This window comes from Streptomyces sp. SID13726 (assembly GCF_010548375.1).
Taxonomy (GTDB): domain Bacteria; phylum Actinomycetota; class Actinomycetes; order Streptomycetales; family Streptomycetaceae; genus Streptomyces.
On the sequence record NZ_JAAGLY010000016.1, the window covers coordinates 89,372 to 110,584 of the forward strand.

Here is a 21,213-nt window from a genome sequence, read left to right on the forward strand (position 1 = left end):
CGTAGAACGGGTGGTGGCTGTTCTGGCCGAGGTTCAGCGGGAGGTCGGGCAGCTGTGCATGTCAGGCACGCCGAGGCACGATGCTCACCGCGCGGTAGTCGTATCCGTCCTGTTTGAAGCCCGGAGCCTCCCACTGGAGGTCCACCTGTTGTCCGGGCGACAGGGTGCGGAAGCCGGGCACCTGGATGTCGGAGTAGTGGCCGAAGCAACCCCCGGGGGTCTCGGGGGAGTCGAGCACGCCCCACCCTTCCTCGTCGTTCCACTCGCGGACGGTCGCAGTCACCATGGGCGGCACCCTACGGGCTTCGGTCTGAGAAGCCGGGCCGTGTTCTCCCCCCAGCACCCGGTGGCGGCGTTGCAGTCGAGAAAGTCCGACAGACAGGGCAGTCGAACCTCCTTCCGTGCCCGTCTGTAAAAGGGAACGAGGGAGGGCGCATTGAACGCCGACGAGGAACGCCAGTTCCGCGAGTTCGTGGCGGCGCGGTCGAGATCGCTGCTGCACACGGCATACCTGCTGACCGGGGATTGGGAACAGGGAAGGGATCTGCTCCAGACCGCGCTTGCCTCCACCGCTCGGCGCTGGTCGAAGCTGCGCAACCGGGAGCAGCCGGAGATCTATGTGCGCCGGGCGCTCTACCACGCCCAGGTGGATCGCTTCCGGCTCCTCAGCTGGGGGCGTGAGACGGTCACGGACACCCTGCCGGACCGGCCGTCCGGGCAGGCCGGCGACGTGGCCGACACCGTGGTCCAGCGGCAGGACATCATGGCCGCGCTACGGCGGCTGCCCAAGCGGCAGCGTGCGGTGATCGTGCTGCGGTACTTCGAGGACCGCCCGGATCACGAGATCGCCGTGATTCTGGGCGTTGCTCAGGGGACGGTCCGTAGCCAGACCCACAAGGCACTCGCTGCTCTCCGCACCACCCTGGCCGAGGCAGGGCCGTCGGCCTCCTCTTCCACTGCCTCCGGAAGGGGCGTCATCGCATGAACGGCTCGACCGAACACCCGCTGCACGAAACGCTGCTGCACGATGCCCTGCACGCACATGTCCGGGAGAGCGGCGGTGACGCCGCCGGTGCCCGTCTGGCCGGCCTGGCCGACGGCGCGCTGCGGGTCGCCCGGCGGCGGCAGCGGCTGGCCCGCACCGGGGTCGGCGTCGCCGCCGTCGCCGTGGTCGCCACCGCCTGGGTGGCCTTCGCGGGCGGTACGGCCCCCGGCGCGCAGGAGGTCCGGCCCGGGATGGGGGGCGGCGCCGGGAAGGCGGTCCCGGTCTCCCTCCTGCCGGTCACCTCGGCCACGGAGCGGGCCTGCGCCCAGGGCAGCGGCGGCTACACCGTGAAAGCCAGCGCGAACCACCCGGCGTCCTGCGTCCACGCCGACCGGGCGGGCGGCATGAGCGACATCCGGGTAGCCTCCGCGACGGCCGAGAAGAGCACCATCGACGGCACCTGGCAGGTCGAGGTGACCCTCAGCCCCACCGACCGGACCCGCTTCGCCGCCCTCACCGGTTCCATCGCGGGAGCCCCGGCCCCGCGCAACTCGTTCGCCATCGTCATCGACGGCAAGCTCTGGGACATGCCCTCCGTGACCGCCTCGCTCACCGGCGGCCGCTTCGAAATCATCGGGACCTACGTCGGAGACCTCACAAGCGCCACCGCCCACAACCTCGCCGACCGGCTGGATCCCGGCAGGTGAGCAGCCAACTCCTGCTAGGCCCCCTACCAGCAGAGAACCTGCCGACAGGGGGCCTGTTCGTGCGGGCCTACTTCTTCTTGCCCTGATTCTTGACCGCCTCGATCGCCGCCGCGGCCGCGTCCGGGTCGAGGTATGTCCCGCCCGGGTTGACCGGGTTGAAGTCGGCGTCGAGTTCGTAGGCGAGGGGGATGCCCGTCGGGATGTTGAGGCCGGCGATGTCGGCGTCCGAGATGCCGTCCAGGTGCTTGACCAGGGCGCGCAGGGAGTTGCCGTGGGCCGCGACCAGGACGGTGCGTCCGGCGAGGAGGTCGGGGACGATGCCGTCGTACCAGTACGGGAGCATGCGGACGACGACGTCCTTCAGGCACTCCGTGCGGGGGCGCAGCTCCGGGGGGATGGCGGCGTAGCGGGGGTCCGCGGACTGGGAGAACTCCGAGTCGTCCGAGAGAGGCGGCGGCGGGGTGTCGTAGGAGCGACGCCACAGCATGAACTGCTCCTCGCCGAACTCCGCGAGGGTCTGCGCCTTGTCCTTGCCCTGGAGGGCGCCGTAGTGGCGTTCGTTCAGGCGCCAGCTGCGGTGGACCGGGATCCAGTGGCGGTCGGCGGACTCCAGCGCGAGCTGGGCCGTGCGGATCGCGCGCTTCTGGAGGGACGTGTGGACCACGTCGGGGAGGAGGTCGGCGTCCTTCAGGAGCTCGCCGCCGCGGACTGCCTCCTTCTCGCCCTTCTCGTTGAGGTTGACGTCCACCCAGCCGGTGAACAGGTTCTTCGCGTTCCATTCGCTCTCGCCGTGGCGGAGGAGGATCAGCTTGTACGGTGCGTCGGCCATGCGTATGAGCGTAATCCACGCCTTCGGTCCGGGGAGTGCCCGCTCGACAGACGGACGGTTGACGGGATCTGTTAATCGAGTGGCCCGCCGTGACCCCGGGTTCGTAAGTTGTGCTCACTGTCTGGGCCGCTTACACACGGGGGGAACCGTCCATGCCACTCGCCTTCCCGGGACGCCTGAGACGCGCCACCCGTGAGACCGTCTCCGGTCTCCCCCGCGCGTTCTGGTGGCTGTGGACCAGCACGCTCGTCAACCGGCTCGGCGCCTTCGTCGCCACCTTCATGGCGCTCTATCTGACCCTCGACCGCGGCTACTCCGCCTCCTACGCCGGTCTCGTCGCCTCGCTCTACGGCCTGGGCGGCGTCGTCTCGTCGATCGGTGCCGGGGTCATGACCGACCGGCTGGGGCGGCGGCCCACGCTGCTCGTCGCGCAGTCCGCGACCGCCGTCTCCGTCGCGCTGCTCGGCTTCGTGCACCACCCCGTCGCCATCGCCGCCGTCGCCTGTCTCGTCGGCATGGCCTCCAACGCCTCCCGGCCCGCCGTGCAGGCGATGATGGCCGACATCGTCCGGCCCGAGGACCGGGTGCGGGCCTTCTCCTTGAACTACTGGGCCATCAACCTCGGGTTCGCCGTCTCCTCCATGGCCGCCGGGTTCATCGCCGAGTTCAGCTATCTCGCGGGCTTCCTGATCGAGGCCGGGATGACCGCCGTCTGCGCGGTCGTCGTCTTCCTCAAGCTGCCCGAGTCCCGGCCGGCCGTGGCGCCGACCGCGGCGAAGACCGAGGACGTCGGCCTCGGCACCGTCCTGCGCGACCGGCGCTTCATGAGCGTCGTCGGGCTGTCCTTCCTCGTCGCGGTGGTCTTCCAGCAGGGGTCGATCGGGCTGCCCGTGGCGATGGGCGCGGCCGGGTTCACGCCCGCGGACTACGGCACGGCCATCGCCGTCAACGGCTTCCTGATCGTCGCGCTCCAGATCCCGGTGACCCGTTTCATCCAGGACCGGGACCCGGGGCGGCTCCTCGTCGTCTCGTCCCTGCTCGCGGGGTACGGCTTCGGGCTCACCGCCTTCGCCGGGTCCGTGGGCCTGTTCGCCCTCACCGTGTGCGTGTGGACCCTCGGCGAGATGATCAACGCGCCGACCCAGAGCGGGCTCGTGGTCCGGCTCTCCCCCACCCATGGGCGGGGGCGGTACCAGGGGATGTACACGCTGTCCTGGTCGGTCGCGGGGCTGGTGGCGCCGTTGCTGTCCGGGGTGGTCATCGATCGGTTCGGGGCGGGGTGGTTGTGGGGAGTCTGTGCGGTGGTGGGGACGTTGGCGGGGGTCGGGTACGCGGCCCTCATGCGCGGCCTCCCGGCCGACGGCGGCACCGGCGACACCGGCGGTACGAGCCCGGCGGCGGCGAAGACGGAGGTCGAGGCCGCCTGACCCCGGGCGGCCGTCTTCGGTGACTTCTCCCTCTTCCCCGGTACGGCGCGGTATACAGGAAGCGGCGGTGAGGGGGCCGTTGGGGCCGCTGGGGTGGGAGACGCGCACATGACCGACAGTTCCTTGAGTGCCTCGGGCCCAGAGCTGGTCTTCGTCAGTCACGCGGGGCCGGACGGGCAGTGGGCGGAGTGGGTCGCCTGGCATCTTCTGGAGGCCGGGTACGGGATCGAGCTGGACCTGTGGGACTGGCCCACCGGCGACGACTTCGTGAAGCGGATGAACGACGCGCTGGAGCGGGCGTCCGCCGTGGTCGCCCTGTTCTCCCCGGACTACTTCGCCGCGGGCCGGTACACGGAGGAGGAGTGGACCTCCGTGGTGGCCCGGCGGGGGCGGTTCGTGCCGCTGGTCGTCAAGGAGATGGCGCAGGGGGAGCTGCCCGCCCTCCTCGCGCCGCGGATCCGCACCGACCTGTACGCGATCGAGGACGAGGCCGCCGCGGTACAGGCCCTGCTGAAGGCCGTACGAGGACCCGAACGCCCCGTCGAGAAGCCGGACCATCCCCTGGCCACGCCTGCGCGGCGGGGCCCGCGCGGCCCCCGGCCCCGGTTCCCGTCCCGGGCCGACTGGCCCGAGGTGTGGGACGTACGACGGCTGCGCAACCCGCACTTCACCGGGCGGGACGCCGTCATCGAGGCGGTGCGGCGGGCGGTGCTGGCCGAGCGGCGGACCTCCGTCCAGGCGCTGCACGGGCCCGGCGGGATCGGCAAGACACAGGTGGCCCTGGAGTACGTGTACCGCTTCGCCGAGCAGTACGACCTGGTGTGGTGGGTGGACGCGGAACAGGGTGAGCAGGTGCCCGCGCGGTACGCGGAGCTCGCGGCGGAGGCGGGCGTGGCCCGGCCGGACGTGGGTGTCGAGGCCAACGCGCGGCACGCGATGGAGTATCTGCGCACCACCCAGGACCGCTGGCTGGTGGTCCTGGACAACGCGGAGGACCCGCAGCAGCTGCGGACCTGGCTGCCCGAGGGGCCCGGCGGCCATCTGCTGATCACGGCCCGCAACCCGGCCTGGACCAAGATGGTGCCCGGGCTGCGGCTGGGGGTCTTCAGCCGGGCGGAGTCGCTGGCCTATCTGACCGGCCTGCTCCCGACGCTGACCGACGAGCGGGCGGACACGCTCGCCGAGGCCCTCGGTGACCTGCCGCTGGCACTGGCCCAGGCGGCGGGCGTGCTCGGCGACGGCATGCCGCACGACCGCTACCTCCAGCTCCTGGAGACGCGCACCGCCCAGATCCTCGACCATGGCGAGGTGCACGACTATCCGGCCACGCTGGCGGCGACGGTCACCATCGCCACGCAGCGGCTCGACACGGACCAGCCGGAAGCGACGGCCGTACTGCGGCTCGCGGCCTTCCTGGGCCCCGAGCCGATCCCCACGGCCTGGCTGGTCGCGGGGCGGGCGGCCCTGTGCACGGTGCCGGGGGACCCCGACGACTTCCGCTGGCCGGGCAACGCGCTGTTGCCGTTGGCGCGTTACGGGCTGGCCGTGGTGGAGATGGACGCGTTCCAGGTGCACCGGCTGACGCAGGCGGTGGTGCGACACCGGGTGACGGGGGACTCGGCGGCCGCGGTGCGGGACGACGTGGTGGCGCTGCTGACCGCGGTCGACCCCGGCGACCCGGACCTGCCGCAGGCGTGGCCGCGCTGGGCGTTGCTGACGCCCCATCTCACGGCGGCGCTGCCCGACCTGCTGGACCGGCCCGGGCTGCGGCCCGTCCTGCTGAGGGTGGCCACGTACCTCGTCCGCAGTGACCAGTACCAGGCGGCTCGCGCTCTCGCGGGCATCCTGCACGAGGCGTGGGCGGCGGCTCTCGGCGAGGACGACCCCGACACCCTGCGGGCCCTTCAGATGGTGACCTGGGCGATGGACGGTCTGGGGGCCTACGTGGACGTCCTGCCGGTGGTCGAGGACCTGCTGGAGCGGCGGCGCAGGGTCCTCGGCGAGGAGCATCCCGAAACCTGGCGTTCGGCCAACGATCTGGCCGTCACCCTGGGCAATCTGGGCGACTTCACCAAGTCGTACACCGTGGTGAAGGACGTCCTCGACTGGCGCCGGGCGTCACTGGGCGAGGACCACCCCGAGACGCTCGAGGCGGCGGACGCCCTCGCCACGGCGCTCATCGACCTGGGCCGTCCCCAGGACGCCCGGGACACCATCATGGACGTCCTGGAACGGCGGCGCCGCACTCTCGGCGAGGACCACCCGGACACCCTGGTGAGCAACCACACCCACGCGTACATGCTCAGGGCTCTCGGCCGGAACGAGGAGGCCCGCGGCATCCTGGCGGACGTGCTGGAGCGGCAGCGGCAGCTGCTGGGCGACCACATCCGCACCTTCAACACCGCCTCCTCCCTCGGCGGGGCCCTGCGTGACCTGGGCCGCTACGCCGAGGCGGAGAAGCTCCTGAAGAACACGAAGGCCCGCATGCGCAGGCTGATCAGCAGTGACCACAAGGTGAGCCGCATGGTCGACAACTTCCTGGCCTCCACGCTCAGCGCCCAGGGCAAACACCACGAGGCCCAGAAGCTCACGTCGAAGAAGCGCAACACCAAGAAGAAGCGCCGCCGCTGATCCGCCGCCGCTGATCCCTCCCGGCCGTCTCACGGATGCATCCAAGCCCCCTTCACCACCTTGTCCACCGCATTCCGAGGCCCATAAACAGCAACCCCCACCAGATCCAGCTCCCCCGTCCCGACCGCCCGTACCGCCGCCCGGTTGTCCCCGTCGTTCCCCGTCGCGAACAGGTCGCTCGTGAAGATCGCCCGGGGCAGGGAACGCGACAGCACGCGCGCGTGGGCGTTCGTCAGGGTTTCCTTCGTGCCTTCGAAGACGAGGACGGGCTGGCGGAACATCCGCTGGTAGGGGATGCCGTCGGCGTCCTCGTACGGGGCGCCCATGACCTCGGGCGCCTCCGTGCCGAGGCCGCTGACCAGGAACGCGGTGACGTTGAGGCGTTGCCAGGTCTCCAGGTCCTCGCGGAGCAGGACGGCGATCTTGGTGTCGAAGCGGGTCGGTTCAGTGCTCATGGAGAGAGACTGGCGGCCGTCGTACGGGCTCGTCTTGTACGTTTTTTGCATGGCGGCCGAAGAGACGAACCGGAGCGAGGTCACCGCCTGGCGTCCCGCCGTCCCGGGGGTCAGCGAGGTCTTCCACGCGCGTTTCACCGAGTACGCCTATCCGATGCACGTGCACGAGGCGTGGACGCTGCTCATCGTGGACGACGGGGCCGTGCGCTACGACCTGGAGCGGCACGAGCACGGGACGCCGGGTGACACGGTGTCGCTGCTGCCGCCGCACGTTCCGCACAACGGCTCCCCCGCGAGCCCCGGCGGTTTCCGCAAGCGGGTCGTCTACCTGGACGGCACCCACCTCGGGGACGACCTCATCGGGCCCGCCGTCGACGGTCCCGATCTGCGGGACGCCGTACTGAGGCAGCGGGTCGGGCAGTTGCACACGGCGCTGACCAGGGCCGGGGAGGAGTTCGAGGCCGAGAGCCGGCTGACGCTCATCGGGGAGCGACTCAGGGGGCTGTTGCGGCCGCGGCTGTTCGTGGAGTCGCCGCGCCGAGATCCCCGCCTCGCCCGGCGGTTGCGCGAACTCCTCGACGAACGGGTCGTGGAAGGGCTGTCGTTGGAGGCGGCGGCGGCGAAGGTGGGGGCTCATCCGGCGCATCTCGTACGGGCGTTCAGTGCCGCCTACGGCATCGCGCCGCACCAGTACCTGACCTCGCGCCGGGTCGACCGGGCCCGGCGTCTGCTGCTCACGGACCGGCCGCCTGCGGAGGTCGCCGCGCTCACCGGGTTCCACGACCAGGCTCATCTCACCCGGCATTTCCGGCGGTTGGTGGGGGTCACTCCGGGGCGGTACCGCAACAGCTGGCTCCTCAAAGGGAGTTGAGGTTCCCCGAGATCTTCGGAAGGCGTCCGTCCGGTGATCGACTGCGGTTAGCGTCGGCCGCATGGATGATGACAGACAGAGTTCCCTGCCGTTCAGACGTCTCTCGGTCGCCGTCGCGGGGGCGGCCGTCCTGGTCGCCGTCAGCGTCGGCGGTGCCATCGCCGCGAACTCGGCCGACGAGCCCACCGCCGAGCCGAGCGTGTCCACCACCCAGCCGCCGGACGGCGATTCGGCCGGCACCGACGGCGGCACTGACGGCGGCGGCGACGGTGGCACCGTCGGGGGCAGCGGCGGCACCGGTGGCGTCGACCCCAGCCCGACCTCCACGTCCGTCGACGACCCTCCGGTCCCCGAGGAACCCACCGCCGAGCCCTCCACCCCGAGCGAGCTGGAAGAGCTGAACCGCCGGATCACCGAGCTCGACAAGAAGGTCGACCAGCTGCCCACCAAGAAGGAACTGGCCGACGCGCTGCGGGCGTTCGCCGACCAGCTGGACCAGTCCGGCCCGCACGGGAGCCCCGGTCCCACCACTCCGCCGAGGCCCAGCGGCTCGCAGTCGCCCGACGAGTCGTAGGCGCGCGGAGCGAGGAAGGAGCCCTGGTCAGTCCTGCGAGCGCCGCGTCAGATGCTCGAACGCGTCGAGGTTGCGCGTGGACTCGCCCCGGGCCACCCGCCACTCGTACTCCTTGCGGATCGCGGTGGCGAAACCCAGCTCCAGCAGTGTGTTGAAGCTGCCGTCGGCCGCCTCCAGGACCTGGCCCAGGAGGCGGTCGACCTCGTCGGGGGTGACCGCGGCGAGCGGGAGCTTGCCGGCGACGTAGATGTCGCCGAGCGGGTCGACGGCGTAACTCACGCCGTACAGCTTGAGGTTGCGCTCCAGGAGCCAGCGGTGGACGCCGGGTTCGTTCTCGTCGGGGTGGCGGATGACGAAGGCGTTCAGGGAGAGGGAGTGGCGGCCGACCAGCAGGGAGACCGTCGTCTTCAGCTTGCGGGTGCCGGGGAGCTGGACGACGTAGTTGCCGGGTGCGGGGCTCTCCCATTCCAGCTCGGCGTCCTTGAGGACCGCCTCGATGACCTTCTGCGCCTCAGCCATGGAGGGAGCGTACGCGACGCCGGTAGGACTGGGCCGCGGCCACGTAGACGTCCGCCGTCGCCGCGGCCGCGGTGTCCCAGCCGAAGGACTGGGCGTGCCGGGCGGCGGCCTCGCCCATGCGGGGCGTGAGCGTGGGTTCGTCGGCGAAGTCGCGCAGCACGCGCGCGTAGGCGGCCGGTTCGTGGCCCTGTACGAGGAAGCCGGTCCGTCCGTCGGCCACGGCCACCGGCAGCCCGCCGACCGCCGCCGCGAGCACCGGGGTGCCGGCCGCCTGGGCCTCTATGGCGACCAGGCCGAAGGACTCGCTGTAGGAGGGCATGACCAGCACGGACGCGGCACGGAACCAGTCGGCGAGCTGCTCTTGGCCGACGGGCGGCTGGAACCGTACGACATCCGCGATGCCCAGGCGGGAGGCCAGCTTCTGGAGGCCCTCGGGTTTGGCGAGGCCGCTGCCGCTGAGGCCGCCGACGACCGGGACGAGGATGCGGGAGCGGAGGTCGGGGCGCTCGTCGAGCAGGACCGCCACCGCGCGCAGGAGGACGTCCGGGGCCTTGAGGGGCTGGATGCGGCCCGCGAAGAGCGGGATCAGTGCGTCCTGCGGGAGGCCGAGGCGGGCGCGGGCTGCGGCGGTGCGGCCGGCGGGGCGGAAGCGTTCGAGGTTCACGCCCGGGTGGACCACGGCGACCTTGGCGGGGTCGGCGGCGTAGTGCCGTACCAGCTCCTCGCGCTCCTCGGCGGTGTTCGCGATGAGGCGGTCGGCGGCGGCGACGATCTGGGTCTCGCCGATGACGCGGGCGGCGGGCTCGGGGGTGTCGCCGTCGGCGAGGTTGGCGTTCTTGACCTTGGCCATGGTGTGCATGGCGTGCACCAGGGGGGCGCCCCAGCGCTGGGCGGCGAGCCAGCCGACGTGGCCGGAGAGCCAGTAGTGCGAGTGGACCAGGTCGTAGTAGCCGGGGCGGTGGCCGGCCCAGGCCTGCATCACGCCGTGGGTGAAGGCGCAGAGCTGGGCGGGGAGGTCCTCCTTGTTGAGGCCCTCGTAGGGGCCCGCGTCGACATGGCGGACCAGGACACCCGGGGCCATCTCGACGGTCGGGGGAAGTCCGCCCGTGGTCGCGCGCGTGAAGATCTCGACCTCGATGTTGATCGCGGCGAGGCGCTGCGCGAGCTCCACGATGTAGACGTTCATGCCGCCCGCGTCGCCGGTGCCGGGCTGGTGGAGCGGTGAGGTGTGCACGGAGAGCATGGCGACGCGGCGGGGGCGGCGGTGCGGCAGCCACAGCCGTGAGGGCGTGGCCGGGGAGCGACGCTGGAGCCTGCTGACGTACTGGCTCACGTGGCGGTCCTCCTTGCTGCGGGCATGCCGGAAGGAGGGTGTGGGGCGCCCTCCAAGGGAGGCAACACCGGAGGGCCGCGTTCCCATTCCGGGCGGGGTGGTTTTTGCCGAGGCATTACCGGTGGTCGCTCAACCGTTCGATGACGGGGTGCGTTGTGGAGCTTTCCGGACAGGCGCCGCCCGGGGCCCGGCACCCTGCGCCCGGCCCCGTGACCGCCGCATACCCTCGTAGGCATGACCTCCCGTGCCGCCTCCCGCCCCGTGGGCACGGTCACGCGCGGCACGACCAACCCCAACCGGCTGCGCCGCATGGACCGCTGGATCGCGGTGACGCACGGCGCGGAGCTGCGGCGGGCCGGGGACCCGGTCGCCGTGGACCTCGGGTACGGGGCGGCGCCCTGGACGGCCGTGGAGCTGCTGGAACGGTTGCGTACCGTCGCGCCACGCACCCGTGTGGTCGGCGTCGAGATCGAACCCGCGCGCGTGGCGGCCGCGAAGCCGTACGAACGGGACGGGCTCGTCTTCCGGCACGGCGGGTTCGAGATCCCGGTCCCCCAGCGGCCGCACCTCGTCCGGGCGGCCAACGTGCTGCGCCAGTACGACGAGGCCGAGGTGGCCGCCGTATGGGAGCGGCTGTGCGCGCGGCTGGCGCCGGCCTCGCGGGAGTCCCGGGGCGGGCTGCTCGTGGAGGGGACCTGCGACGAGATCGGGCGGCGGCACGTATGGGTCGCACTCGGTCCGGAGGGGCCCAGGACGGTCACCTTCGCGACCCGGCTCGGCTCTCTGGAGCGGCCGTCCGACCTCGCCGAGCGGCTGCCGAAGGCGCTGATCCACCGCAACGTCCCGGGCGAGCCGGTGCACGCCTTCCTGCGCGACTTCGACCGCGCGTGGGCTGCCGCCGCGCCCTACGCGTCGTACGGCACACGGCAGCGGTGGATCCGGACGGTCCGGGACCTGACGGCCGACTGGCCGGTGCTGGACGGGCCTTCGCGGTGGCGGCAGGGGGAAGTGACGGTGGCTTGGGGGGCGTTGGCGCCGGTCGGGTGAGATCTGAGGGGTGTTGGCGCCGGGCGGGTGAGATCTGGGGGCGGTCCGAGCACAGCCTCTGGCGTGCCGCGCGGGTGAACTCCGGCCAGCCGTACGAGTGCTCGCCGGATGCCGTTCGGATGGATGCCGTCCGTCCAGAGGGATGCCGTCCGGATGAACTCGCCCGCAGAGCCGCCCCGCCGGGAACGATCCGTATGAGCCGTTCGTCACACGGGCGGGGAGATCGTCTTCAGGGGGCTTCAAGGGGCGGGGAGAGGGGGAGACACCGAAAGGCATCGCTGGACCGACGGACCGACGGGCGCGGGGACAAGCCGGGATACGCCGGGGATACCCGGAAAGGCCTGCCTCTGTCGCTTTCGGCCATGACGTGGCACGATCCCCCGAGCACCGTAAGTTACTGACGGTAAATCAGCTTTGGGGGCAGGGGTATGGGGACGGGCAAGCGCGGTCTGATCGCTACGGCCGTGACCGTGATCGGCGCGGTCACCGTGCTGGCAGCACCGGGCGCCGCCTTCGCCGCCCCGAGTCCGACACCGACGCCCTCCCCCACGGCCTCCGCGAGTGCCACGGTCTCCGGAACCGCCGTGACCAACAAGGACATCGAGGCCGTACGCCTCAAGCTCGACGCGCTCTACCACGACGCGGCCGTCGCCACCGACGCCTACAACGCCGCCGAGGAGAAGGCCGAGCAGCAGTCCGCGCAGATCGTCGAGCTGGCCAAGAAGATCGTCCAGGGCCAGGAGAAGCTCAGGAAGCTGAAGGCCCGCGCGGGTGCCGCGGCCGCCGCCCAGTACCGCGGCTACGGCCTGTCGGACGAGGCGCAGTTGATGCTCAGCGACAACCCGCAGGAATTCCTCGACGGCACCGGCCGGGTCCTCCAGGGCCAGCGCGCCACCAAGGCGCTGATCACGGAACTGTCCCGGACCCAGCAGGACTTGAGGCAGTACGCCGACGACGCCTCGGCCCAGTGGACCAAGCTGGAGGCGGGCCGCAAGGCCAAGGCGGCGGCCAAGAAGCGGATCGAGCAGCAGATCTCGGCGGCCGAGAAGCTCGAGTCCCAGCTGGAGGAGCAGGAGAAGAAGCGCCTCGCCGAGCTGGAGGAACAGGCCGCGTACAAGGCGCAGACCGCCTGGCTGGACTCCGGTGTCCTCAAGGAGATCAACGGCAGCGCGAGCACCGCCGGGAAGCGGGCCGTCGAGTACGCCACGACCCAGATCGGCAAGCCGTACGAATGGGGCGCCGAGGGCCCGAAGTCGTACGACTGCTCGGGGCTGACCTCACAGGCCTGGGCGAGCGCGGGCGATCCCATCCCGCGCACCTCGCAGGAGCAGTGGAAGCAGCTCAAGCACATCGACGTGAAGGACATGCGGCCCGGCGACCTGATCATCTACTTCGACGACGCCAGCCATGTCGCGATGTACATCGGCGACGGCGCGATCGTGCACGCCCCGCGGCCGGGGCGGACGGTGACGATCGCCGGGGCCGGGTCGATGCCGATACTCGGGGTGGTGCGGCCGGACGCGTGAGCGGCCATCGGCCACCGGCCACCCGGCGCTCGTCGGCGGGCGTGAGACCTGCGTCCCTGAGAAGGCGTGAGACCTGCGTCCCCACAAGGCTGTGAGACCTGCGTCATGTGACGCGGGGCACCCCGGGGCGCCGACAAACCTTCCGCGAACGTGACGTTCGTCATCCCGGCGACACCCGCAACCTGTCCAACTGCGGTACAGAACGCGGCATATGACAGTGGCCACGGGCCGGGCGGCGTGTCTCACACCATTCCTTTCCCGCCCCGGCACCCGCTATGGTCCCCGTCGGTGGATCGAGACCCCTCGCCCCACCGTGCCCTCGGGGGGAGGGAAGGAACCGAGACCATGCCCGTACCCATACCGCGGCAGCGAGCGATCCCGGCCGTGGAGAGTGGTCAGGCGCCGGCCGTGCCCCTGGACGGCCCCTCCAAGGAAGACACCCCGCGCAAGGAAGCCACGGTCGACAACAACGCCGCCACCCATCTGACCCTGCTGGTGATCGAGGACGATCCCGGCGGCTCCACCGTGCTCCCCGAACTGCTGGACGCGACGGGCAAGCCGATCCGCGTCCGCACCGCCCGCAACCTCACCGAGGCGGGCCGGCTGCTCACGGACGACGTGCACTGCATCCTGCTCGACCTCGCCCTGCCCGCGCCCGGCCGCTCGGCCGACGACGACGAGCTCGCCGTACTCCGCCATGTCCTGGAGATCGCCCCCCGGCACGCCGTCCTCGCGCTCACCGCGTCCGGCGACGCCGAGCGCGGTGCGGAGGCGGTGCGGGTGGGCGCCCAGGACTATCTCTTCCGGGACGAGCTGGACGGGCGGCTGCTGAGCCGGGCGATCCGGTACGCCGTCGAGCGGAAACGTTCCGACACGGCGGAGCGGCGGCTCGCCGAGGGACGGGTGCGGGCCCAGGAGAACCGGCGCCTGGAGCGCGGGCTGCTGCCCACGCCGCTGCTGGAGGGTTCGTCGCTGCGGTTCGCCGCGCGGTACCGGCCGGGGCGCTCACGGGCACTGCTGGGCGGGGACTTCTACGACGTCGTACGGACTCCCGACGGGACCGTCCACGCGATGATCGGCGACGTCTGCGGGCACGGGCCCGACGAGGCGGCGCTCGGCGTGGAGCTGCGGATCGCCTGGCGGGCGCTGACCCTCGCGGGGCTGTGCGGGGACGAGCTGCTCGGCACGCTCCAGCAGGTGCTGGAGCACGAGCGGTCGGACGACGAGATCTTCGCGACCCTGTGCACGGTCGACATCGCGCCGGACGGGCGACGCGCGGGGCTGTGTCTCGCCGGGCATCCGGCACCGCTGGTGGCTCGGCCGGGGCGGCCCGCGCGACTGCTGCCGTACGAGAACAACGGGCCCGCGCTGGGATTGCTGCCGGGGGCCCGGTGGCCGCGGATGCAGGTGGAGTTGGGGGCCGCCTGGAGCCTGATGCTCTACACCGACGGGCTCATCGAGGGGCACGTCGGACAGGGACGGGAGCGGCTCGGGCAGGACGGGATGGTGTCCATGATCCGGCGGCAGCTGGGTGAGGGGCTGCGGGGTGAGGCGTTGCTGCGGGCCGCGGTGAACGAGGTGCGGGCGCTCAACGGGGGCGAGTTGGCGGACGACGTGGCAGTGCTGCTGCTGGACCGGTCGGAGTAGCGGTCGGGCGAGCGCCCCTGAGCAAGCCGCCCCCTGACCTGCTCCTGTCCTCCCGCGCTGCTGCCCCCTGCGTTGCTAGCGACCGCCGTTGTACGGGCCGTAAGGACCGTCGCTGCTGCTCCCCCTGCCCCGTCCGCTGCGGCCGCCGCCGGGCAGCGCCCGGATCGCCGGGCGTACGTCGACCATGTAGACGATGGTCGCGATGAGGCCGATGATCGGCAGGAACGACAGGATGTTGAAGATGAGGTTCACCACGAAGGCGAGGCCGAGGACGATCAGCCAGAAGGGCTTGGTCTTCTTGTCGGCCGCGCGGTAGGCGTCCTCACGGCGGATGGCGGCGTCGAAGAGCGCGAAGCCGCTGAAAACGATCAGGGCCATGCTCAGCAGCCACATGAAGCCTGCGAACCCCTGCATCAGCACAACGTCCACCACCAGACTCGGCTCGTCATTTCGCGATTACGCGGTCACCGTACCCGTTCCCACGAGCCCGCTACCCGGACAACGGGCCGGGCACTCGGTAAGTGCCCGGCCCGTCGGGATCCCGCGGGGTGTCACTTGGCCGGCGGGGTGGTCTTCCTCGCCGTGGTCTTGCGCGGCGTGCTCTTCTTGGCGGCCGGGGCCGGCTTCTTGGCCGGGGCAGCGGCGGCGGCCGGGGACGCGGCGGGCTTCGCGACCGGCGTCTCGTCCTTGACCTCGACCGGCTCGGCCTTCGGCTCGACGGCGACGGCCAGTTCCTCGATCTCCTCGGCGGCCTCGCCGCGCCAGGTCTTGACGGCCTGCTCGCCGTGCTCGGCGACCTTCTCGTAGGTCTCACGGGCCTTGACGGCGTACTCGGCGGCGACGCCGACGCTGCGCAGCGCGAAGTCCTGGGCGGACTCGCCGAGCTTCTTGAGGTCGGCGTCGATGGTGCTGCCGAGCTTCTTCAGGTCGCCGTCGAGGGCGTTGATGAACTCGCCGACCCGGGTCTGAAGGGTCTCCTGCGTCTCCTTGACCCTGGCGCCGGCCTCCTTGGCACGGGCCTGGGCCTTCTCCTGGACCGCCTTCGGGTCGGTGCCGCGCACCGCCTCGATACGGGCCGGGGCCTCGGCGCGCAGCTGCTCGACCAGACCGGGGACCTTCTTGGCCTCCTGGAGGGCGAGGTCACCGGCGCCGGCGAGGAAGTAGAGCGGGGTCGGATCCTTGACGGCCTTGCGGATGTCGTCGGTGATGGCCATGGTGATGGACCTCCCGGGTCGCTTTCTGGTGAGGGTTTTGGGTCCCGCGGTGCCGTGCGGCGCGCTGTCGAGCCCGTCGTGGGTCAACTGGGTCGTGGGTCAACTGGCCGTGCGGTGCGGGTCGGCGTCGTCGCCGTCGGTCTTGCGAGGTTCTGCCACGGCGGTCCCGTCGTCCGGTACGGCACTGTCCCGGACGCCGGTGTCCCGTAGGTCCTTCTGCACGTCCGCGGCGATGTCGCCGGGTCCGTCACCGAGCCCGTCGCCCTGCGCGGGGGCCGCGTCCAGCGGGGCGATCTCGAAGCCGTTCTCCTTGCGGAAGGACTCGTAGATCTGGAGCAGCACCTGCTTCTGCCGCTCGTTCAGCGTGGGATCGGCGATGATGACGGCGCGCGTCTCCACCTCGTCCCGGTCCCGCTCGGCGTCGAGGATGCCGGCTCGCACGTACAGCGTCTCGGCGGAGATCCGCAGGGCCTTGGCGACCTGCTGCAACACCTCCGCGCTCGGCTTGCGCAGCCCGCGCTCGATCTGGCTCAGATACGGATTGGACACCCCGGCGGCGTCGGCGAGCTGCCTGAGCGACAGCTGCGCGGTGCGCCGCTGTTCACGCAGATACTCACCGAGATTGCCGACGTTGAGCGATGCCATGCGTCCACCTTGCACCACCGTCGCTAACTATTGCAAGCAGGTGCTTGCAATAGTGCGCTACGCCACTCGTGACGGAGCGTGCCGCCATCCTGTTGTCCTGTCTCTGCGATGTGTAGGCAGTCCCGTTCTTCTGTAGGCATGTATGGCTGGGTCCCGGTCATGTGTAGGCAAGTTCTGGGGTGTTCCGGTCTTGTGTAGGTACGGCGGTCTTGGCGCTTCTACGGTCGAAGTGGCTGGTCGGCGTCGTACCGGAGGCCCGGATGGATGTGCGCGAGGTGTCGGCGGAGGACGTCGAGCTGGAGTACGTCAGCGCGTCGGGCTCCGCGAGCGGGGGTCTCTGGGGCGCCTGTGGTCGGTCCGGTTCGAGTCGGTACGGCCTGAGCGCCGGTTTCCGGCGTTTCGTGGTCAGGGCAACTGGTGCGGTTGGTACTGGTCGGCGACGTGCGGCGGGCATGTGGGCTATGAGTCGTGGCTGGAGCGCGACCGCCTGATGTTGCTGGACTTCGATCCGCTGGTGACGGGCATGTCGTCGCAGCCGTTCCGGCTGTCGTGGGCCGGGGTGGGCGGGAAGCGGGTGCGGCACACGCCGGACTTGTTCGTCCGCCGCGCCGACGGCACGGGCTTGGTGGTGGACGTGCGTCCGGATGAGCGGATCGGGCCGGATGACGCGATGAAGTTCGCGGTGACTGCGGCGGCCTGCCGGTCGGTGGGCTGGGACTTCGTGCGGGTGGGGACGCCGGAGGTGGTGCTGATGGCGAACGTGCGGTGGCTGGCCGGCTACCGGCATCCGCGGGTGCACCGCCCGGAGGTCGCTGCCCGCTTGGTGGAGGTGTTCGCCGACGGCGGCGGACTGCTGGCTGGTGCTCTGCGGGTGGGTGATCAGATCGCGGTGCTGCCGGTGCTCTTCCACCTGCTCTGGCGCCGTGTCCTGGCCGCGGATCTGGAGGCCGGGTTGTTCTCGGCGGACTCGCAGGTCCGGCTCGGCATGGTGCGGGAAGGGGGCGGGGATGCCGTCGCGTCCGCGGCTGCTGCGAGCGGGTGACCTGGTCCGGTTCGACGGCCGCCTGCACACGGTGGTCGCGCTTGAGGGGACCGCAGTTCGGCTGGTCGACGAGGCTCAGTCGGCGAGCGTGGTGATGCTGGCCCATCTGCTGTCCTCCAATGACTTCGAGGTGGTCACATCGGCATCAATGCGGCCGGTGGTCCCGGCGGCCGGGGTGCTGGAGGGGTTTCCGGCCAAGGCAGTTGAGCGGGCCGAGTGGTGGCAGCGGCACCTGGTGGAGATACTCACGGGCCGGCCGCTGGATGATCCGCACGGCCCAGTGCGGGCTGAGTACGACCCGGCAGTGAGGTCGCTACGGCAGCGGGAACTGGCCAAGTCCGCCGAACTCGCGGCGGCCGGGGACAGCACGTCGCTGGCACTGATTCAGAGGATGCGGCGCCGTTTCGAGGACGAGGGGGTACTGGGGCTGGTCGACCCGCGGCTGCGGACCACCTCGGACGGAACAGGTCGCACCGACCGGCGGGTGGTCGAGGCCTTACGGCAGGTAGTGGACGAGCAGACTGGCCGGTCGACGGTCTCCGCGCAGGTGCTGCGGCGCCGGATGGAACGCCTCCTGGAAGCCGAACTCGGACCCGGAGTCGTGCCGCTGCCGTCGCGCACGGCGTTCTACCGGCTGCTGAAGGCAGTCAGCTCCGGGCGGCACATACTGGGCTCGGCACGCACCCGCCGTTCGTTGGCCAAGCAGCCGGACGGCATGTTCGGCCAGCTCACCGCCGCCCGGCCCGGCGAGGTGATGGAGATCGACTCGACCCCGCTGGATGTGCTGGTCGTTCACGACGACGGCACGGTGGACACAGTGGAGCTGACCGGCATCGTCGACATCGCGACGCGCACGCTGGCCGCGGCGGTGCTGCGGCCGTCGACGAAAGCGGTGGACGCCGCGCTGTTGCTGGCTCGGGCGATGACGCCTGAGCCGATGCGTCCTGGTTGGGCGGACGCCTTGCGGATGTCCCGTTCGGTGTTACCGCACGCGTCGCTCGTGGCGCTGGACGAGCGGCTGGCCCAAGCGGCAGCGATTCCGGTAATCACGCCAGAGACGATCGTCTGCGACCGAGGCAAGGCATACATCTCCGAGACGTTCCGCTCGGCCTGCCAGGCTCTGGGCATCTCCTTCCAGCCTGCTCACCCGGACACCCCTACGGACAAACCGCACATCGAGAAGACTCTGGGCTCTGTGGCCACGATGTTCGCTCAGTACCTCCCGGGTCACAAGGGACGCAGCACCGAACACCGTGGCGTCGATCCAGCGGCAGAGGCTGTCTGGTCGATCCATCAGCTTCAGGAACTTCTCCAGCAGTGGATCGTCATCTGGCAGAACCGACCGCACGATGGCCTGCGGGACCCGCTGATGCCGGGCAAAACGCTGAGCCCCAACGAGAAGTACGCCGCCCTGGTCGCAGCCGCCGGGCACGTCCCGGTCGCGCTGAGCGCGGAGGAGTACATCGAACTGCTGCCCAAGCATCGTCGGACGATCAACTCCTCCGGTGTCCGCAGCAACCACCGCACCTACGACAGTGCAGAGTTGAACCCCTTCCGCCGTCAGCGCTCTGGCGCGGGGGACAACGGCCAGAGCTGGGACGTTCACTACGACCCCTACGACATTTCCCGCGTCTGGGTTCGCAACCACCGCCAGGGCGGTTGGATCACCGCGATCTGGCGCCACCTTCGCACCGCCCCGATGCCCATGGGCGAGCTGGCCTGGGACCACGCCCGCCGCATCCTCGGCGAGCGCGGCTCGGATCAGGTCACCGAGGAAGAGATCGCCCAAGCCGCTGTCGCCCTGCTGGACCAGGCCGCTGACGGGCCGGACAAACCAGCAGTCAGGCCCACGGGCCGAGTCCGCAGGGAACGCAAGGTCGCCGCCCGGACCCGGGCCACCGCACAGCCGTCCTGGCCTCGGCCGGCCGAGGAGCCCGACTCCTCGGCCGGTCCGGGCGACGAGAACACCAGAGGCGAGGAGGAACTCGCCGACATCATCCCACTGGAGATCTTCGACGCCCGCAAGGAGGCCGAGAAGTGGTGGTGAAGATCCCTGATCCCTCCGAGGAAGCCGGCAAGCTCGGCGAAGTACGCACCGATCCGTCCACGACGCTGGCCGGGTGGCGTCACTTCGTCGACACGGACCCAGCCGTCTTCGACACGATCGATGACCAGCAATGGCGATCGATGAGCCAGCCGATGCGGGAGGTCTACGACGAAGCCCGCATCGCCTATCATTCCGAACTCCAGGTAATCCGCACCTCGACCGTGAAGGAGATCGCCCACCAGGGACGGCTGCTTACACTGCTCAATCAGCGCGAACATGGCGCCCGGCGCGGAATGATCGTCTCCGGAGAGTGGACGACCGGGAAGACAACCGCGCTCAAGCAGCTCGGGCGACTGCACGAACTGCGCATCCGCCAGTGGTTTCCGGGAAGCGACCGGATTCCCGTCGTCTACATCACTGCTCCGCCCCGGGGCTCACCCCGTAAGCTCGCCATGGAGTTCGCCCGGTTCCTCGGCCTGCCGCTGATCTCGCCGCGGCACAACACCACCGATGTCACCAGCGCGGTCTGTCAGGTGATGATCGAGGCCCGCACGGACCTGGTGCTGGTCGACGAAATCCACCTGATGAACCTCGCGACCACGGCGGGTGAGGAACTCTCGGACCACCTGAAGTACTTCACGGAGCACCTGCCCGCCACGTTGGTATATGCCGGAATCAACGTCGAGCACTCAGGTCTGTTCACCGGAATCCGCGGCAGCCAGCTGGCCGGCCGCAGCATCCTGGTTCGCACCGGTCCGTTCCCGCTCACCGCCGAGTGGCACTCTCTGGTGGCCACCATGGAGAACACGCTGCGGCTGCACCGCCACGAGAAAGACACCCTCGCTCAGTTGGCGGACTATCTGCATCAACGCACCGGCGGCATGATCGGCAGCCTCTCTCACCTGATCCGAGCCGCAGCGATCACCGCGATCCTCGACGGCACTGAACGCATCACCAGCTCCACCTTGAAGTCCATCCGAATCGACCACCACAACGAGTCCTCCGCCCCGGACTCGCGACGTCCCCGGAAGGCGGCAGGATGAGTACAGCGTTCGAGCCTGTGCTCTTGAGGCCGCTACCTCGGCCGCTCGCTCCGTTCCCGGAGGAGGCTCTCGGCTCATACTGGCGGCGCCTCGCCGACGCCAACCGTGTCCCCGTCGACCGCCTCAAGGTTCCCTCACGATGGCTCCAGTCAACGTCCGACTCTCCTGCTGAGACTGTGCGTCGGCTGTCGCTGCTGACCGGCCAGTCCCCCGCTGCCCTCTGGAGAGCGCTTCCGGAACTCAAATGGTGGCAGGAGGCCGGGTTCCGCGCTGTTCCCGGCTCCGCCGGACGCGAACCGCGTTGGGCCTGCCGACGGTGCGCTGCCGCTCACGCTCCGGGCCAGCAGATCGTGCTCTTCGCACCTGCCCGCCATCACCACGTATGCATGCGTCACGGTCTCTGGGTCGGTAAGGCAGCACACCGTCCGCAAGACCAGGTTGACCTCACACAATTACCCGCAACCGTCCGTGCTCAGCGGTGGCACCACCGGCTGATTCGCCGTCACGGGGACACCTTGATCACCCAGTGCCTCGACGCCGCCCGAGGTCTCTGGCAGAAACTCGCTGCCCATTGCCGTTCCCTTGGCACCGACGAGCTCCACGACATCGTCGGCAAGCAGCCTGGAGCACGCAGTGGTTGGGGACCGGGACTCTATGCAATGGCATATCCC

At 70.6% G+C, this 21,213-nt stretch carries 20 protein-coding genes; 12 read left to right on the forward strand and 8 right to left on the reverse strand.

The annotated features are described in order from the left end of the window. Positions 1-61: 61 nt before the first annotated feature. Positions 62-286 (reverse strand): cold shock domain-containing protein, encoded by a 225-nt coding sequence (locus tag G3I78_RS33040; protein WP_164431431.1) that lies wholly within the window; start codon positions 284-286, stop codon positions 62-64. 150 nt (positions 287-436) lie between these two features. Here G3I78_RS33040 and G3I78_RS33045 point away from each other — a divergent pair, with 150 nt between their 5' ends. Continuing rightward, positions 437-985 (forward strand): SigE family RNA polymerase sigma factor, encoded by a 549-nt coding sequence (locus G3I78_RS33045; RefSeq protein ID WP_164431432.1) that lies wholly within the window; start codon positions 437-439, stop codon positions 983-985. Beyond that, positions 982-1,692, forward strand: coding sequence for a hypothetical protein (locus G3I78_RS33050; protein WP_164431435.1), 711 nt, complete (start codon positions 982-984; stop codon positions 1,690-1,692). The genes G3I78_RS33045 and G3I78_RS33050 overlap by 4 nt, the downstream gene beginning before the upstream one ends. Positions 1,693-1,759: 67 nt before the next feature. Here the strand turns inward: G3I78_RS33050 and G3I78_RS33055 are convergent, their stop codons facing one another. Continuing rightward, positions 1,760-2,521, reverse strand: coding sequence for a phosphoglyceromutase (locus G3I78_RS33055; protein ID WP_164431437.1), 762 nt, complete (start codon positions 2,519-2,521; stop codon positions 1,760-1,762). Between the two features lie 152 nt (positions 2,522-2,673). Here G3I78_RS33055 and G3I78_RS33060 point away from each other — a divergent pair, with 152 nt between their 5' ends. Together G3I78_RS33060 and fxsT are read left to right on the forward strand one after the other, a co-directional pair. After that, the gene (locus tag G3I78_RS33060) at positions 2,674-3,948 is read left to right on the forward strand and encodes an MFS transporter (RefSeq protein WP_164431439.1); all 1,275 of its coding nucleotides are present in this window, start codon (positions 2,674-2,676) and stop codon (positions 3,946-3,948) included. Positions 3,949-4,056: 108 nt separating this feature from the next. Then, the gene (gene fxsT, locus G3I78_RS33065) at positions 4,057-6,579 is read left to right on the forward strand and encodes an FxSxx-COOH system tetratricopeptide repeat protein (RefSeq protein ID WP_164431440.1); all 2,523 of its coding nucleotides are present in this window, start codon (positions 4,057-4,059) and stop codon (positions 6,577-6,579) included. Positions 6,580-6,608: 29 nt separating this feature from the next. On the opposite strand, the gene G3I78_RS33070 is transcribed toward fxsT, so the two are convergent. After that, the gene (locus tag G3I78_RS33070; RefSeq protein ID WP_164431442.1) at positions 6,609-7,034 is read right to left on the reverse strand and encodes a DUF2000 domain-containing protein; all 426 of its coding nucleotides are present in this window, start codon (positions 7,032-7,034) and stop codon (positions 6,609-6,611) included. Between the two features lie 49 nt (positions 7,035-7,083). On the opposite strand from G3I78_RS33070, the gene G3I78_RS33075 reads away from it, so the two are divergent. Beyond that, positions 7,084-7,905 carry an AraC family transcriptional regulator gene (locus tag G3I78_RS33075; protein WP_164431444.1) on the forward strand — a complete coding sequence of 274 codons (822 nt, stop codon included), beginning with the start codon at positions 7,084-7,086 and terminating at the stop codon, positions 7,903-7,905. Positions 7,906-7,966: 61 nt separating this feature from the next. Beyond that, a complete protein-coding gene (locus tag G3I78_RS33080) occupies positions 7,967-8,479 on the forward strand; it encodes a hypothetical protein (protein WP_203615848.1) in 513 nt (170 codons plus the stop codon). A 27-nt stretch (positions 8,480-8,506) separates the two neighbouring features. On the opposite strand, the gene G3I78_RS33085 is transcribed toward G3I78_RS33080, so the two are convergent. Both G3I78_RS33085 and mshA read right to left on the reverse strand, forming a co-directional pair. Continuing rightward, positions 8,507-8,998: a YbjN domain-containing protein gene (locus G3I78_RS33085; protein WP_164431446.1), complete on the reverse strand. Its 492-nt coding sequence runs from the start codon at positions 8,996-8,998 to the stop codon at positions 8,507-8,509. Then, positions 8,991-10,331 carry a D-inositol-3-phosphate glycosyltransferase gene (gene mshA, locus G3I78_RS33090; RefSeq protein ID WP_164431448.1) on the reverse strand — a complete coding sequence of 447 codons (1,341 nt, stop codon included), beginning with the start codon at positions 10,329-10,331 and terminating at the stop codon, positions 8,991-8,993. Before mshA ends, G3I78_RS33085 begins: the two co-directional genes overlap by 8 nt. A 234-nt stretch (positions 10,332-10,565) precedes the next feature. Here mshA and G3I78_RS33095 point away from each other — a divergent pair, with 234 nt between their 5' ends. The 3 genes from G3I78_RS33095 to G3I78_RS33105 all read left to right on the forward strand — a co-directional run bounded on the left by G3I78_RS33095 (position 10,566) and on the right by G3I78_RS33105 (position 14,551). Then, entirely contained in the window at positions 10,566-11,378 is an 813-nt protein-coding gene (locus G3I78_RS33095) for a class I SAM-dependent methyltransferase (protein ID WP_164431450.1), read from the forward strand. Positions 11,379-11,806: 428 nt separating this feature from the next. Then, a complete protein-coding gene (locus tag G3I78_RS33100) occupies positions 11,807-12,904 on the forward strand; it encodes a C40 family peptidase (protein ID WP_164431452.1) in 1,098 nt (365 codons plus the stop codon). Between the two features lie 345 nt (positions 12,905-13,249). Beyond that, positions 13,250-14,551, forward strand: a complete 1,302-nt coding sequence (locus tag G3I78_RS33105) for a response regulator (protein WP_164431454.1) — start codon at positions 13,250-13,252, stop codon at positions 14,549-14,551. Between the two features lie 75 nt (positions 14,552-14,626). On the opposite strand, the gene G3I78_RS33110 is transcribed toward G3I78_RS33105, so the two are convergent. The 3 genes from G3I78_RS33110 to G3I78_RS33120 form a co-directional block, all read right to left on the reverse strand. Further along, on the reverse strand, positions 14,627-14,965 hold the full coding sequence (locus G3I78_RS33110) for a DUF2516 family protein (protein WP_164431456.1): 339 nt from the start codon (positions 14,963-14,965) through the stop codon (positions 14,627-14,629). Positions 14,966-15,102: 137 nt separating this feature from the next. After that, positions 15,103-15,765, reverse strand: coding sequence for a hypothetical protein (locus G3I78_RS33115; protein WP_164431458.1), 663 nt, complete (start codon positions 15,763-15,765; stop codon positions 15,103-15,105). 99 nt (positions 15,766-15,864) lie between these two features. Then, a complete protein-coding gene (locus tag G3I78_RS33120) occupies positions 15,865-16,410 on the reverse strand; it encodes a helix-turn-helix transcriptional regulator (RefSeq protein ID WP_164431460.1) in 546 nt (181 codons plus the stop codon). A 346-nt stretch (positions 16,411-16,756) separates the two neighbouring features. On the opposite strand from G3I78_RS33120, the gene G3I78_RS33125 reads away from it, so the two are divergent. Genes G3I78_RS33125 through G3I78_RS33135 form a run of 3 tightly spaced genes read left to right on the forward strand, consistent with a single transcriptional unit; the run spans position 16,757 to position 20,542 of the window. Continuing rightward, the gene (locus G3I78_RS33125; protein ID WP_239158199.1) at positions 16,757-17,452 is read left to right on the forward strand and encodes a TnsA-like heteromeric transposase endonuclease subunit; all 696 of its coding nucleotides are present in this window, start codon (positions 16,757-16,759) and stop codon (positions 17,450-17,452) included. 31 nt (positions 17,453-17,483) lie between these two features. Then, a complete protein-coding gene (locus G3I78_RS33130; protein ID WP_343243912.1) occupies positions 17,484-19,499 on the forward strand; it encodes a transposase in 2,016 nt (671 codons plus the stop codon). After that, complete coding sequence (locus G3I78_RS33135) at positions 19,490-20,542, forward strand: ATP-binding protein (RefSeq protein WP_343243913.1); 1,053 nt, start codon at positions 19,490-19,492, stop codon at positions 20,540-20,542. Before G3I78_RS33130 ends, G3I78_RS33135 begins: the two co-directional genes overlap by 10 nt. Positions 20,543-21,213 lie beyond the last annotated feature (671 nt).